This window comes from Achromobacter sp. NCFB-sbj8-Ac1-l (genome assembly GCF_052695805.1).
This window is the reverse complement of sequence record NZ_CP199812.1, coordinates 1,429,160-1,442,514: the sequence shown is the minus strand read 5'-3', so window position 1 is coordinate 1,442,514 and position 13,355 is coordinate 1,429,160. Positions and strand designations below refer to the sequence as shown.

The window sequence follows — 13,355 nt, the reverse complement described above, 5'->3', positions numbered from 1 at the left end:
GGAACCCGGCATGACGCGCATCGACTTCGCCTTCGGCGCGCCGGACCGCTTGCGCATGGCCTGCCAGGTCGTGCGCAAGCGCTACCTGGCAGGCCAGCGACTGGTGGTGTACTGTAAGGAAGGCTCGCGGCTGACCGCCTTCGACCGCATGCTGTGGGCGTTCGACGACACCTCTTTCGTGCCGCACGTGCTGGCCAACGATCCCCTGGCGGCCGAAACGCCGGTCGTGCTGACCGCCGGCGATCCTGGCCAGGCGATGCAGCCGTCCGCCGATGGCCAGGCCCAACCCTGGCTGCTGAACCTCGACGACGACTGCCCGCCCGGCTTCGACGCCTTCGAGCGTCTGCTTGAAATCGTCTCGGACGACCCCGACGACAAGCAAGCCGCCCGGCAGCGCTGGCGCACCTACGTCGGGGCCGGCCACACGCCGCAAAGCCACGATCTGAGCCGGCAAGCGGCCAGCAACTGACCGTCCGTACACCCGCGCCGCCCCGCCCGGCGGCGCCTCTCCCTCGGGAGCCCCCATGCCCCACCCCACCGACCCCGGCATCCCCACCCTGACCCAGCGGGCAGAACCCACCCTGTCGCCCTCCGCCTCCCGGCCCGACGCCCCCGTATTGAGCGAGGTGGCGCAAGACCGCGCGCGGGCTTATCCTGACGAAGCGTTCCCGGTGTTGACCGACGTGGCCGAATCGGCGGGCTTGAACGACTGGCCCGCGGACGAATTCCCGCTATTGACGGCCACTGCCGAATCAGACGATTTCCCGCTGCTGACCGAAGCGGCCGACCTGCCCGCGGCGCCGGATGCCGACCGGCCCGCCATGCCCGCTGCAAGCCAGGCGGCAGTGCAAGGCGAGCTACCCGCACAAGCGTCTCCGGCGGTCGTGCCGCCACAGGGCGCCGTGTTGGCCGCGCGCCTGCAAGCGGAAGTCGAACAGGCCATGCGCCAGGCGCTGGCCGACGCCATCGAGCAGATCCAGGCACGCATGGACGAAGAACTACCCCGCATCGTCGCCCGGGTCCTGCAGGACGTACGCCCCGGTTGAAATCCGGCCTTCCGCCCCCATTACGGGACTACACTGCCCTCCACCTGTCCTAATTCCTCCAAAAACTGGATTCTTCAGGGAACTGTAAGGTATCCTTGGCATCTAAGCCTTCTAGGCAAATCAATTTCTGCCGTACACAGGAGTCCTCCATGAACGAATATCGTCCGTCCCCCTTTAACCGTTCCGGCACCATCGCCGGCGCGCCGGGCGAGGTCGCGCGCAACCAGGTGCTGCGCAACACCTATTGGCTCCTGGCGCTCTCGCTGATCCCGACCGTGCTCGGTGCTGCCGTCGGCCTGTACACCGGCATCAACCGGGTCATGGGCGCCAGCCCCGGCCTGTCCGCCATCGTGTTCCTGGTGGGCGCGTTCGGCCTGATGTTCGCCATCGAGAAAAACAAGAACAACTCGCTGGGCGTCGTCCTGCTGCTGGCCTTCACGTTCTTCATGGGCGTGATGCTGTCGCGCCTGCTCGGCTTCGTGATGGGCTTCAGCAACGGCTCGCAACTGGTCATGACGGCCTTCGGCGGCACCGCGATCGTGTTCGGCACCATGGCCACCCTGGCCACCACCATCAAGCGCGATCTGTCCGGCCTGCAGAAGTTCCTGTTCATCGGCGCGGTCGTCATCCTGGTTGCCGCCCTGGCCAACATCTTCCTGCAGCTGCCTGCGCTGATGCTGACCATCTCGGTGCTGGCCATCGTCATCTTCTCGGCGTTCATGCTGGTTGACCTGCAACGCGTCGTGAACGGCGGCGAAACGAACTACGTTTCCGCCACGCTGGCCATCTACCTGGACGTCTACAACGTCTTCTCGAACCTGCTGATGCTGCTGGGCATCTTCGGCGGCAACCGCGAGTAATCGCGCGCTGCCTACCGGCAAACAAGGGCCTGCATGAAATGTGCAGGCCCTTTTTCATTGGAGCTTGCCATGTCCGACCGCCGCCGTTTCCTGCAGGCCGCCGCCTGCGCGCCCTTGCTTGCCCAGCCGTGGGCGGCCCATGCCCTGAGCACCAAGCGCCCCATGCGAGTTCGCGAGATCTGGTCGTCGGGCGAAATGCTGCCGGCCATAGGGCTGGGTACGGCCGATACCTTCAATGTGCCACCGTCGGATGCGGCCACCATGGCGCCGTTGGCCCAGGTGCTGGACTCGCTGCTCGAGGCGGGCGGCAAGCTGATCGACACCGCCCCCAGCTACGGCCAGGCCGAGGCCGTCACGGGCGCCCTGGTGGCGCGCAAGCCGGACATGCGCAAGCAGGTCTTCCTGGCCACCAAGATCAGCACCCAGGGGCATGAGGCGGCCCGGCGCCAGATCGAACACTCGCAGCGCGCGCTCAAGACCGACAAGCTCGACCTGATCCAGGTGCACAACCTGATCGACACCCGCAACCAGTTGGCGTTGCTGCGCGACCTGAAACAGCAGGGCGTGACGCGCTACATCGGCATCACCCACTACACCGATTACGCCCACGACGAACTCACCGAACTGGTCGAGCGTGAAAAGCCCGACTTTCTGCAGATCAACCTGTCGGTGGGTGCGCGCAACGCCGAAAAGCGCCTGCTGCCGGCGTGCCTGGCCAATGGCGTGGCCGTCCTGATCAACCGCCCCTTCCAGGACGGCGCCCTGTTCCGCCAGGTCAAGGGTCGGCCCCTGCCCGAGCTGGCAGCCGAGATCGGCTGCGGGTCCTGGGCGCAGCTTTTCCTGAAATTCGTCATCAGCCACCCCGCCGTCACCGCGGTCATCCCCGCCACGTCCAAGCCGGCCAACATGGCCGACAACCTGCTGGCCGGCTTCGGCCCGCTGGCGAACGACGCCCAGCGCGAACGCATTGCCGCCTTGCTGGCCTGACGCCATGACCCTCCAGGCCGGCCCCTGGCGTCACCGGATGGCGCAAGCGCTCGGCATCCGCGCCGATGAACTGGCCCCGGCCGCGTGCGGCTTCGCCTTCTTCTTTTTTCTCTTCTGCGGCTATTTCATGCTGCGGCCGATCCGAGAAACGCTGGGCATCCAGGCCGGCGTGGACCAGTTGCAATGGCTGTTCACCGCCACGTTCGTCGCCATGCTGGCGGTGGTGCCGCTGTTCGGCTGGCTGTCCGCCCGGGTGCCGCGCGCCACGCTGGTGACCTGGGTCTATGCCGTGTTCGCCGCGACCATGGCAGGCTATGCCGCGCTGTTCCATTGGCGCCCCGACAGCGTCTGGGCGGCACGCAGCTTCTATGTCTGGCTGTCGGTCTTCAATCTGTTCGTGGTGTCGCTGGCCTGGAGCCTGATGGCCGACGTGTTCCGCATGGACTCCGCCAAGCGCCTGTTCGCGTTGATCGCCGCAGGCGCGAGCGCCGGCGGGCTGTGTGGCCCGCTGCTGGGCGGGCTGCTGGCCGGGGCGCTGGGCCCGGCGGGCCTGCTGCTGCTGTCGGCCCTGCTGCTGACCGCCACGTTGCCGCTCAAGCGCTGGCTGCTGCGCTGGCGCGGCGCCACGCATTCCAACGCCGACACGGCCGACATGGCCCGGCCCATTCCGGGCACCCTGCTGGCAGGCTTGGCGCGCGTGTTCCAGTCGCGCTACCTGCTGGGCATTGCCGGGCTGGTCGTGCTGCTGGCCACCCTCAACACCTTTCTCTACATGGAGCAGGCTCGCCTGGTGGCTGGTGCATTCAGCGACACCGCCCAGCGCCTCCGCGTGTTCTCGGCGCTGGACTTCACGGTCCAGGCGCTGGCGCTGCTGTCGCAGTTGTTCATCACCGGGCGGGTGGCCGCCCGGCTGGGCGTGCGGTTCCTGATGACCGCCGTGCCGGTGGCCATGGTGCTGGCCTTTCTGGCGCTGGCGGCCTACCCCGTGTTCGCGGTACTGGCGGGGGCCATGATCCTGCGCCGCGTGGGCGAATATGCCTTGATCCGTCCAGGGCGGGAAATGCTGTTCACGGCGGTCTCGCCTGAAGACAAGTACAAGACCAAGAACGTCATCGATACCGTCGTGTACCGGGCGGGCGACGCCGCCAGCGGCTGGGTCAAGGCCGGCGTGGACGCGCTGGGCCACGGGGTCGCCTTGATCGCCCTGCTGGGCGCAGCCTGCGCGCTGGCCGCCGCCGCGCTTGGCTATGGGCTGGGCCGCCGCGCCGACCGGCCCGTGCCTGTGGCCGAACCATTAGATTCAACCAAACATCCATCTTAATAAACCGAACGAATTCCCGGCAGGGCCGCCGCACAATAGCGCAGCCTGATCGCACCCTACGATTGCATACGCCCTTAACGTCCCGGGAATCGTCATGACACGCACCGCCAGCCTTGCCGCCCTGTTGCTTTGCCTGACCGCGCCGCCCGCGCTGGCCGATTACCCCACCCGCCCGATCACCCTGATCGTGCCGGCGGCGGCCGGCGGCAACGCCGACATCACCGCCCGCCTGGTCGGCCAGGAAATGAGCCGTACGCTGGGACAGCCTGTGGTCGTGGAAAACCGCGTGGGCGCGGGGGGCCGCATCGGCACCCAGGCCTTGGTACGCGCGGCGCCTGACGGCTACACCATCGGCTACGCCCACGTCGGCACCCTGGTGCTGCACCGGTATCTCTTCAAGCAGCAGCTTTATGACCTGGATCGCGACATCGTCCCGGTCGGGCTGGTGGCCGAAACGCCCAACGTCATCGTGGTGAACGCGGCCTCGCCGTATCGCGACCTGAAAAGCTTCATCGCCGCCAGCCGCGCCCAGCCCGACCGCCTGACCATGACCTCGGCAGACCCCGGCACCACCAGCGAAGTCGGCGTCAAACTGTTCATCGCCCAGACCGGCGCGGCCGTGCGCCAGATTCCCTACAAGGCCACCGCCGCCCAGTTGTCGGACCTCCTGGGCGGGCATGTGGATTCGATGATGGAGAACCTGCCGCCCTTGATCGGCAACCTGAAGGACGGCCGCCTGCGCGCGCTGGCCGTCACCACCAAGGGCCGTGCCGCCTCCAATCCGGACGTGCCGACCGTGGCCGAACAGGGCTATCCCGACTATGAGCAATCCGCCTGGAGCGCCCTGGTGGCGCCTGCCGGCACGCCCCCCGCGGTGGTTGCCAAGCTCAACGCGGCCATGAACACCGCCCTGCGTTCGGACGCGGTCAGCAAGGAACTGCGCAGCCGATCGCAAGAACCGCTGGGCGGCTCGCCCGAAGACGTGAAGACCCAGATCCAGAAGGAACTGCCCAAATGGGAAAGCATCATCAAGGCCGCCGGCACCACGCTGGATTGACGCGTCGCGCGCTGCCGACGGGAGCCTCGCCATGGCCAAGGTAAGCCGGGAGGACTTCACCTGCGCCGCCGCCACCAACACATCGGCGTACCGGCGCATCACCGTGCCCATGCTGAAGATCGAGGCCGGGCCCGGCCCCGCCGTGGCCCTGATGGCCGGCGTGCATGGCGACGAATGGGAAGGCCAGGCCGCCATCCTGCAACTGTGGCACCTGCTGCCCGGCATCCTGCAACGCGGCACGGTCTACCTGCTGCCCGCCGCCAACGCCGAAGCGTCTCTGGCCGGCACCCGCCTGTCGCCCTCGGACGCCGGCAACCTCAATCGCGCCTTCCTGGGCGCGCCTGCGCGCGGCTACACGGAAAGCGTGGCCGCCGCATTGGAAGCCCGGCTGTTGCCGCGCATCCAGGCGCTGGTCGACGTGCATAGCGGTGGCGCATCGCTGCGTTACCTGCCGTCATCGGTCATCACCCGCTACGGCGACGATGCGTACGACGAACGCCTGCCGGCGCTGGCGCGCGCCTTCGGCCAGCCCCATTGCGTGTTCTTTCGCGGCACCGAAGCCGGCTCCCTGCCCGCGGCTGCCAGCCGCCTGGGCGTGCTGCGGCTCAGCGCGGAAATCGGCGGCGGCCGCGAAACCACCCGCACACTGGTCGAAGATTGCCGCGACGGCCTGTTGGGCTGCCTGGCCGAGCTGGGCCTTCTGTCCAGCACCGCGCCGCGCCGACCCAACCCGTCCCTCTATGACCTGGATGCGCCGGCCGCCACCTTGCGTACGCACGACAGCGGCGTCTTCGTACCCGGCGTCGCCCTCGGCCAGACCGTGACGGCCGGCCAGACCATCGGCCAGCTCATCGAACCGGCCCGGCCCGACCTGGCTTCGCGCAACTTGCCTAGCCCGCAGGCAGGCACCGTCGTCTGCCTGCGCGCCATCGCCCGCAGCGACGATGGCGACTGCCTGCTGCAAGTCGCGCCTGCCCTTTCCCTGGACTCCCTTGCCTCGTTGTACTGACCCATGCAGATGAACCCCCGCTTGTCCGGCCTGCGCTGCATCCGCTGCGAACGCCTGCTGCCGCCCGCCGACTACCCCGAAGGCTGCCCCCACTGCCTGCAGGCCGGCCACCCCGCCTCGCTGGAATGCCGCTACGAGGCCGCCGCAGGCGATGACGCGATGCCGTTGCCGGTGTGGGAGCCTGTCACGCTGGGCGAAGGCGCCACGCCCTGCCTGGACGCCGCCACGCTGGCACAGGCCGAAGGCGTCGGCCGGCTGTGGCTCAAGTGCGAAAGCGCCAATCCCACCGGCAGCCACAAGGACCGCATGGCCGCGCAGCTCGTGTCCCGCGCCCGCCTGGCGGGGGCATCGCGCGTGGCCGCCGCATCCAGCGGCAATGCCGGCGTATCGCTGGCCGCCTACTGCGCCGCCGCCGGACTGCAAGCGGACATCGCCATCACCCGCAACTGTCCGCCCCTGCAACGCGATGCCATGCAGCGCTTCGGCGCGCGCCTCACGGCTTTCGACGACAGCCTGGGCCGCTGGCCCTTTGTGGCGGACCTGTGCCGCAACCAGGGCGCCTTTGCCGGCACCAACTACCTCAATCCGCCCGTCGGCACCCACCCTTATGGCGTCGAAGGCTACAAGCCCATCGCGCGCGAAATCTTCGATGCTTGCGGCCTGCCGACCGACATCGTCGTGCCGACCGCGCGGGGCGACCTGTTGTGGGGCATCCTGTTGGGCTGGCAGCACCTGCTGAACGCCGGCCTGATTGCACAGCTGCCACGCCTGCACGCCGTCGAGCCCTACGCCCGGCTGTCGCGGGCGCAGACCACGGGCGATGCACGCAGCCTCTGGGAAGGCACCACGGATCAGTATTCGATCGCGGGCGGCACCACCACCCTGCAGTCGCTGCAAGCCCTGTCGCGCTCGGGCGGCTCACCGGTCGAGGTCTCGGATGCCGCCGCCGCGCAAGCCCAGCAACGGCTGGAACGCATGGGCCTGGCCACCGAACTGTCGTCGGCCGCGGCGCTGGCCGCGCTGACGCGACTGCGACGCGCCGGGCAATTGGATGCCGAGTCGTCCGTCGTGCTGATCCTGACGTCGGACGGACGGCGGGGGTGACGCGGGCTCGAGGCCGCGGCGGACCCGCTGCGCTGCGCGTCTAGCCTCGGGCAACCCCATAGCGTTCCACCAGCGGCGCCAGCGCAGCACGCAGACAGGTTGCCCAGAATTTGCCGGCCTCGGACAAGGGCCGGCTGCCATGGACGATCATGTGGCACTCGAAGTGCACCGGGGCGCCCAGCGGCCGGTGGCACAACCCCGCCGCTTCCAGGCTCACCGCCGTGGCGGGATTGGCAATGCCAATCCCATGGCCGTCCAGTGCCAACTGGCAGACCGTGGCGGAATACGGCGTCTCGATCGCGATCTTCAGGCTGGCGCCGGCCTGCAGCACCAGCGCATCCAGCCGCTGGCGCGAGGCATCTTCCGTGTTCAACGCTATGACATCGGCGTCGGCCAGCTGGGCAAACCCGACCTGCGCGAGGCGCGCCAGCGCATGGTCCTTGGGAAACACCACGACGGCTCGCAAACTGGCCAACCGATGGCCACGCAGGCCTTCCAGTTCTGACTCGTCGGCCACGGTCGCCAGGTCCAGCTCGCCGGATACGACCATGTCGCGCAAGGTGTTCGAATCGCGTATCTGCAAGTACAGCGGCGTATCCGGGTAGCGTTGGCGAAAGCGCGTGATGGCATCGCTGACCACTGCGCCGCTATAGGCATGGATGCAACCGATGCGCAGGCGCGGCTGGGCCGCTCCGCGAATGGCGCGGATCTTCCTGCCCAGGCTTTCCAGCCCCACGTTCAGGCGCCGGATTTCTTCGTACAGCAGCGTGGCTTCGGGGGTGCGCAGCATGCGCTGGCGCACGCGTTCGAACAGCCGCAGTTCAATGCTGGCTTCCAGGGCGGCCAGGGTGGCGCTGACGGTGGCGGGGGATACGTCCAGGCGCCGCGCGGCGGCGGTCACGCTTTCGGTTTCATAGACCGTGCGGAAGGTCTCGACCTGTTTGAGCGTGAAGGTCATGGCCGAACGCGCCGCAGGCTCAGATGCGCTGCAGGTCCATCAGCACCCGGCGCGTGGCCAGGGGCCGGCCGGCCAGGTTCTCGGCCAGGCGTTCGCGCAGGTCGCGGCGCAAGGCAGGTTCGATGACCGGGTCGTCAAAATCGGGCTCGGCTTCATCCACGCCATAGCCGGTTTCGCGCAGCAACGTCCATTCGAAACGGCGCAAGGCGCCGGCCGCGCGGGTGCCGCCCGACAGCTGCTGCAACGCCATGTCGTAGGCATCGAACAGCAAGGGATGGGCGTCTTCGCGGGGCAACAGCCGCAGCAGCAGCTCGTTCATGTACCAGGCCGACATCAGCGCGGTGCCGCTCAGGGCGCGCACGCCCATGATCTCGGCGCGCGTCAGCGTCTTGACTTCGCCGTTGCCGGTCCAGGACAGCAGCAAGGGCTGAAAGGCCGACAACACGGGGCGCAGGACGGAATACGGGCGCTTGGCGCCCTTGGCGACCATGGCCACGCAGCCGTGGTCGCGCGAGAAGGTCTGAACAATGAGGGAAGTCTCACGCCACGCAGTGGCGTGCAGCATGTATCCCGGGCGATCCTGGACGCGTGGCGCCCGTTTACTCATAGCCCAGATCGCGCAGCGCACTCTCGCGGTCGGACCAGCCCTTGCGCACCTTGATGTAGATCTCAAGGTGCACCGGCTTGTCCAGCAGCTTGGCGATGTCCTGCCGCGCCTCGGAAGCGATGCGTTTCATGTGCATGCCACCCGTGCCCAGCAGAATGGGCTTGTGGCTGTCACGCTCGACGACGACGCAGGCCGCAATGCGCGCGCCCTTGTCGGTTTCTTCCCATTGCTCGATGACGACCGTACAGCCGTAGGGCAGCTCGTCGCCGACCAGGCGGAAGATCTTCTCGCGCACCAGCTCGGCCGCGATGAAGCGCATCGGGCGGTCGGTCAGGGTGTCTTCTTCGAACATCGCCTCGCCTTCCGGCAGGCGCGCCGCGATTTCCTGCAGCAGCTGGTCCAGTTGCTGGTTCTTGGTGGCACTGACCGGCACCACGGCGCCGAACGGGTGCAGCGCCATGATCTTGGAGACAAAGGCGAACAGCTCGTCGCGGTTCTTCAGGGCGTCGATCTTGCTGACGACCAGGATGGTGCGCTCCGGCGACGGCAAGAGCGGCAGCAACTTGGCGTCACCCTCGGACCACTTGCCGGCCTCGACCACGTGCACCACCACGTCGACGTCGGCCAGGGCCTGCGTCACGACGCGGTTCATCATGCGGTTCATGGCGCCGCCATGGCGCGTCTGGAACCCCGGCGTATCGACGAACACGAATTGCTCGTGCTCGCGCGTCAGCACGCCATGAATGCGGTGACGCGTCGTCTGCGCCTTGCGCGACACGATGGAAATCTTGGAACCGATCAGGGCGTTCGTCAGCGTGGACTTGCCCACATTGGGGCGGCCGACGATGGCCACGAAGCCGGTACGAAAAGGGGTATCGCTCATTTAGTCTCTTGGGACACTGCCACGGGCAGCGACAATTGCGCGGTTTTGCGCGCCTTGCCCGACTTGCGGGCAGCCTTGGCGGCCGGGCTGACGGCCAGCGCGGCTTCCAGCGCCAGCTTGGCCGCCGATTGCTCGGCGGCGCGACGGCTGGCGCCAGGTGCCGTCACTTTGATCTCGAGCGCCGGAATGGCGCACTCGACTTCAAACTGCTGGCTGTGGGCCGCGCCATGCGTGGCCACCACGGTATACACGGGCAGGGCCAGCTTGCGGCCCTGCAGGAATTCCTGCAGCAAGGTCTTGGCGTCCTTGCCCAGGGTCTTGGGATCGACCGAAGCCAGCACCGGCTGGTACTGGCGCACGATCACGCGGCGGGCAGCATCGAAGCCGGCATCCAGGAACACGGCGCCGAACAGGGCCTCGACCGTGTCCGCCAGGATCGACGGGCGGCGGAAACCGCCGCTTTTCAATTCGCCTTCGCCCAGGCGCAGGTACTGCGACAGTTCCAGGCGCTGGGCGATATCGGCCAACGAGGCCTGCTTGACCAGGTTGGCCCGCAGGCGCGACAGGTCGCCCTCGTCGATTTTGGAATAACGCTCGAACAGCATGGCCGCGACGACGAAGTTCAGCACGGAATCCCCAAGGAATTCCAGCCGCTCGTTGTGGCGCGCACCATGGCTGCGGTGCGTCAGTGCCTGTTCAAGCAGTGCTGGATCACCGAAGTGGTGATCCAGCCGGTTTTCTAGCGTGGCTAGCGACATAATCAGTTGAACCGGCCGATCCGGCTGAGATCGCTGAAATTCATCCAGATGAAGAAGGCCTTCCCGACGATATTGGCTTCAGGTACGAAACCCCAATATCGGCTGTCGGCGCTGTTATCCCGATTATCGCCCATGGCGAAGTACTGCCCTTCGGGTACTTTGCAGCGTACCCCATCGCGGGAATATTGGCAGTTCCCGATGGACGGAAATTGGTACTGCGGACGGTATTCCTGCGGCCGGCTTTCATCCAGCAGGATATTGTGGCTAACTTCGCCCAACTTCTCTTTATATTGTGCGATATACGACACACGGTCGGGTTCGAAGTAGTCGCCGTCGCGCACATGCGTCACCAATTCGCCGTTCACGTACAGCTTTTTGTCCAGGTAGGCCACTTCGTCACCCGGCAGGCCGACCACGCGCTTGATGTAGTCGACGTCCGGATCCACGGGATAGCGGAACACGAACACGTCGCCACGCTGCGGCTTGCCGATATCGACGACCTTCTTGTCGATGACAGGCAGGCGCAGGCCATAGCTGAACTTGTTCACCAGGATCAGGTCGCCCGATTGCAAGGTGGGCAACATCGAGCCCGAGGGGATGCGGAACGGCTCGACCACGAACGATCGCAGCACGAACACGAACAGGATCACAGGGAAAAAGCTGACGGCGTATTCGATCCACCACGGCACGCGACGGGCCTTGTCGCCGGCCTCACGGCGCAGGCGTTCGGCTTCCTGGGCGTCGCCGACCAGGGCCGCATCGTACTGCGCCATCGCCTCTTGCGCCCGACGCTCGCGGCCGCGCCGCAGAACAACCAGATCGAGCGCCCAGATAATGCCGGTCAGCACCAGCAGAACAAACAGGATCAGGGCAAAGTTCCAACTCATCAGCTAACCGCCTTCTTGGGTTCTATTTGTCGTCCACTTGCAGGATGGCCAGGAACGCTTCCTGGGGAATTTCCACCGTGCCGACCTGCTTCATGCGCTTCTTGCCGGCCTTCTGCTTTTCCAGCAGCTTCTTCTTGCGCGAGATGTCGCCGCCATAACACTTGGCCAGCACGTTCTTGCGCAGCGCCTTGACGTTTTCGCGAGCGATGATTTCGGCACCGATGGCGGCCTGGATCACGACGTCGAACATCTGGCGCGGAATCAGCCCGCGCATGCGGGTCACGACGTCGCGGGCGCGATGGCGCGCGTTGCTGCGGTGAACGATGACGGCCAATGCGTCGACGCGGTCGTTGTTGATCAACAGGTCCACGCGCACCACGTCGGCCGAGCGGTATTCCAGGAACTCGTAGTCCATCGATGCATAGCCGCGCGACACCGACTTGAGCTTGTCGAAGAAGTCCAGCACGATTTCGGCCAGCGGGATCTCGTACACCAGGTGCACCTGGCGCCCGTGGTAGCTCATGTTGATCTGCGAGCCGCGCTTGTTGTTGCACAAGGTCATGACCGGGCCGACGTAGTCTTGCGGCATGAACAGCGTGACCTTCACGATCGGCTCGCGGATGTCGGCGATCTTGCCCACTTCCGGCATGCGCGACGGACTTTCCACGGTGATCACCGAGCCATCACGCTGTTCGACTTCGTACACCACCGACGGCGCGGTGGTGATGATATCCATGTCGAACTCGCGCTCCAGGCGTTCCTGCACGATTTCCATGTGCAGAAGACCCAGGAAGCCGCAGCGAAAGCCGAAGCCCAGCGCCTGCGACACTTCGGGTTCGAACATCAGCGCGGCGTCGTTCAGCTTGAGCTTGTCGAGCGAATCGCGCAGTTGGTCGTATTCGGAGCTTTCGACCGGGTACAGGCCGGCGAACACCTGCGGCTTCACTTCCTTGAAACCCGGCAAGGCCGCGGCGGCCGGCTTGTTGGCCAGCGTGACGGTGTCGCCGACCTTGGCGTCTTCGAGCTGCTTGATGCCGGCGATGATGAAGCCCACCTCGCCCGCCGACAGATGCGGGCGCTGCTGCGACTTCGGCGTGAACACGCCGGTCTGCTCGCACAGGTGGGTGGCGCCGGAGGCCATCAGCAGGATCTTGTCCTTGGGCTTGAGCACGCCGTTGACGATGCGCACCAGCATCACCACGCCCACGTAGTTGTCGAACCACGAGTCGATGATCAGGGCCTGCAGCGGCGCGTCGGGGTCGCCCTTGGGCTGCGGCACGCGCGCCACGATGGCTTCGAGGATTTCGTCGATGCCCATGCCGGTCTTGGCGCTGGCCAGCACGGCCTGCGAGGCGTCAATGCCGATCACGTCCTCGACTTCCTGGCGGGCGCCCTCGGGGTCGGCCTGCGGCAGGTCCATCTTGTTCAGCACCGGCAGCACTTCCACGCCCAGCTCGATCGCGGTGTAGCAGTTGGCCACAGTCTGGGCCTCGACGCCCTGGGATGCATCCACCACCAGCAGCGCGCCTTCGCAGGCCGACAGCGAGCGGCTGACTTCATACGAGAAGTCGACGTGCCCCGGGGTGTCGATCAGGTTCAGGTTGTAGATCTTGCCGTCCTGCGCCTTGTAGTGCAGGGCCGCGGTCTGGGCCTTGATGGTAATGCCGCGCTCGCGTTCGATCTCCATGGAGTCGAGCACCTGCGCCGACATTTCGCGATCCGCCAATCCGCCGCAGCGCTGGATCAGGCGATCGGCCAGGGTCGATTTGCCGTGATCGATGTGGGCAATGATGGAGAAGTTGCGAATATGCTGCATGCTTGAATTTAAAAGGGACGGAACACTCGGCAAACTGCCGGAAGACGCCGCCACCAGGGTAG

The 13,355-nt window shown here is 66.6% G+C and carries 14 protein-coding genes; 8 read left to right on the top strand and 6 right to left on the bottom strand.

Annotated elements, in window-relative coordinates:
• The first annotated feature begins 10 nt into the window (after positions 1-10).
• The 8 genes from ACUDP5_RS06665 (at position 11) to ACUDP5_RS06630 (ending at position 7,384) form a co-directional block, all read left to right on the top strand.
• Complete coding sequence (locus tag ACUDP5_RS06665) at positions 11-469, top strand: DNA polymerase III subunit chi (protein ID WP_263910522.1); 459 nt, start codon at positions 11-13, stop codon at positions 467-469.
• A 55-nt stretch (positions 470-524) separates the two neighbouring features.
• Positions 525-1,046 (top strand): hypothetical protein, encoded by a 522-nt coding sequence (locus ACUDP5_RS06660; RefSeq protein ID WP_445658418.1) that lies wholly within the window; start codon positions 525-527, stop codon positions 1,044-1,046.
• 149 nt (positions 1,047-1,195) lie between these two features.
• The gene (locus tag ACUDP5_RS06655) at positions 1,196-1,906 is read left to right on the top strand and encodes a Bax inhibitor-1/YccA family protein (protein ID WP_263910519.1); all 711 of its coding nucleotides are present in this window, start codon (positions 1,196-1,198) and stop codon (positions 1,904-1,906) included.
• Positions 1,907-1,975: 69 nt separating this feature from the next.
• Positions 1,976-2,893 (top strand): aldo/keto reductase, encoded by a 918-nt coding sequence (locus ACUDP5_RS06650; protein ID WP_445658417.1) that lies wholly within the window; start codon positions 1,976-1,978, stop codon positions 2,891-2,893.
• Between the two features lie 4 nt (positions 2,894-2,897).
• Complete coding sequence (locus tag ACUDP5_RS06645) at positions 2,898-4,214, top strand: NTP/NDP exchange transporter (RefSeq protein WP_445658416.1); 1,317 nt, start codon at positions 2,898-2,900, stop codon at positions 4,212-4,214.
• Positions 4,215-4,308: 94 nt separating this feature from the next.
• Complete coding sequence (locus tag ACUDP5_RS06640) at positions 4,309-5,271, top strand: Bug family tripartite tricarboxylate transporter substrate binding protein (protein ID WP_263910514.1); 963 nt, start codon at positions 4,309-4,311, stop codon at positions 5,269-5,271.
• Positions 5,272-5,302: 31 nt separating this feature from the next.
• Positions 5,303-6,280 (top strand): succinylglutamate desuccinylase, encoded by a 978-nt coding sequence (locus ACUDP5_RS06635; RefSeq protein WP_445658415.1) that lies wholly within the window; start codon positions 5,303-5,305, stop codon positions 6,278-6,280.
• A 3-nt stretch (positions 6,281-6,283) separates the two neighbouring features.
• Positions 6,284-7,384: a pyridoxal-phosphate dependent enzyme gene (locus tag ACUDP5_RS06630; protein ID WP_263910510.1), complete on the top strand. Its 1,101-nt coding sequence runs from the start codon at positions 6,284-6,286 to the stop codon at positions 7,382-7,384.
• Positions 7,385-7,424: 40 nt separating this feature from the next.
• Here ACUDP5_RS06630 and ACUDP5_RS06625 read toward each other — a convergent pair whose 3' ends face one another.
• Genes ACUDP5_RS06625 through lepA form a run of 6 tightly spaced genes read right to left on the bottom strand, consistent with a single transcriptional unit; the run spans position 7,425 to position 13,293 of the window.
• Positions 7,425-8,342: a LysR family transcriptional regulator gene (locus tag ACUDP5_RS06625; RefSeq protein ID WP_263910508.1), complete on the bottom strand. Its 918-nt coding sequence runs from the start codon at positions 8,340-8,342 to the stop codon at positions 7,425-7,427.
• A gap of 19 nt (positions 8,343-8,361) precedes the next feature.
• Entirely contained in the window at positions 8,362-8,949 is a 588-nt protein-coding gene (gene recO / locus ACUDP5_RS06620; protein WP_025137141.1) for a DNA repair protein RecO, read from the bottom strand.
• Entirely contained in the window at positions 8,942-9,832 is an 891-nt protein-coding gene (era, locus tag ACUDP5_RS06615) for a GTPase Era (RefSeq protein WP_025137140.1), read from the bottom strand. Before era ends, recO begins: the two co-directional genes overlap by 8 nt.
• Entirely contained in the window at positions 9,829-10,590 is a 762-nt protein-coding gene (rnc, locus tag ACUDP5_RS06610) for a ribonuclease III (RefSeq protein ID WP_183007441.1), read from the bottom strand. The genes era and rnc overlap by 4 nt, the downstream gene beginning before the upstream one ends.
• A 2-nt stretch (positions 10,591-10,592) precedes the next feature.
• Positions 10,593-11,477: a signal peptidase I gene (lepB, locus tag ACUDP5_RS06605; RefSeq protein WP_445658414.1), complete on the bottom strand. Its 885-nt coding sequence runs from the start codon at positions 11,475-11,477 to the stop codon at positions 10,593-10,595.
• A gap of 22 nt (positions 11,478-11,499) precedes the next feature.
• Positions 11,500-13,293 carry a translation elongation factor 4 gene (gene lepA / locus ACUDP5_RS06600; RefSeq protein ID WP_263910504.1) on the bottom strand — a complete coding sequence of 598 codons (1,794 nt, stop codon included), beginning with the start codon at positions 13,291-13,293 and terminating at the stop codon, positions 11,500-11,502.
• Between the last annotated feature and the right edge of the window lie 62 nt (positions 13,294-13,355).

What these genes read in the sequence shown, in the direction of transcription:
- ACUDP5_RS06625 (WP_263910508.1), bottom strand. Translation starts at nt 8,342, where the DNA reads ATGACCTTCACGCTCAAACAGGTCGAGACCTTCCGCACGGTCTATGAA.
- ACUDP5_RS06635 (WP_445658415.1), top strand. Translation starts at nt 5,303, where the DNA reads ATGGCCAAGGTAAGCCGGGAGGACTTCACCTGCGCCGCCGCCACCAAC.
- ACUDP5_RS06640 (WP_263910514.1), top strand. Translation starts at nt 4,309, where the DNA reads ATGACACGCACCGCCAGCCTTGCCGCCCTGTTGCTTTGCCTGACCGCG.
- ACUDP5_RS06630 (WP_263910510.1), top strand. Translation starts at nt 6,284, where the DNA reads ATGCAGATGAACCCCCGCTTGTCCGGCCTGCGCTGCATCCGCTGCGAA.
- lepB (WP_445658414.1), bottom strand. Translation starts at nt 11,477, where the DNA reads ATGAGTTGGAACTTTGCCCTGATCCTGTTTGTTCTGCTGGTGCTGACC.
- ACUDP5_RS06655 (WP_263910519.1), top strand. Translation starts at nt 1,196, where the DNA reads ATGAACGAATATCGTCCGTCCCCCTTTAACCGTTCCGGCACCATCGCC.
- era (WP_025137140.1), bottom strand. Translation starts at nt 9,832, where the DNA reads ATGAGCGATACCCCTTTTCGTACCGGCTTCGTGGCCATCGTCGGCCGC.
- rnc (WP_183007441.1), bottom strand. Translation starts at nt 10,590, where the DNA reads ATGTCGCTAGCCACGCTAGAAAACCGGCTGGATCACCACTTCGGTGAT.
- lepA (WP_263910504.1), bottom strand. Translation starts at nt 13,293, where the DNA reads ATGCAGCATATTCGCAACTTCTCCATCATTGCCCACATCGATCACGGC.
- ACUDP5_RS06660 (WP_445658418.1), top strand. Translation starts at nt 525, where the DNA reads ATGCCCCACCCCACCGACCCCGGCATCCCCACCCTGACCCAGCGGGCA.
- ACUDP5_RS06645 (WP_445658416.1), top strand. Translation starts at nt 2,898, where the DNA reads ATGACCCTCCAGGCCGGCCCCTGGCGTCACCGGATGGCGCAAGCGCTC.
- recO (WP_025137141.1), bottom strand. Translation starts at nt 8,949, where the DNA reads ATGAGTAAACGGGCGCCACGCGTCCAGGATCGCCCGGGATACATGCTG.
- ACUDP5_RS06665 (WP_263910522.1), top strand. Translation starts at nt 11, where the DNA reads ATGACGCGCATCGACTTCGCCTTCGGCGCGCCGGACCGCTTGCGCATG.
- ACUDP5_RS06650 (WP_445658417.1), top strand. Translation starts at nt 1,976, where the DNA reads ATGTCCGACCGCCGCCGTTTCCTGCAGGCCGCCGCCTGCGCGCCCTTG.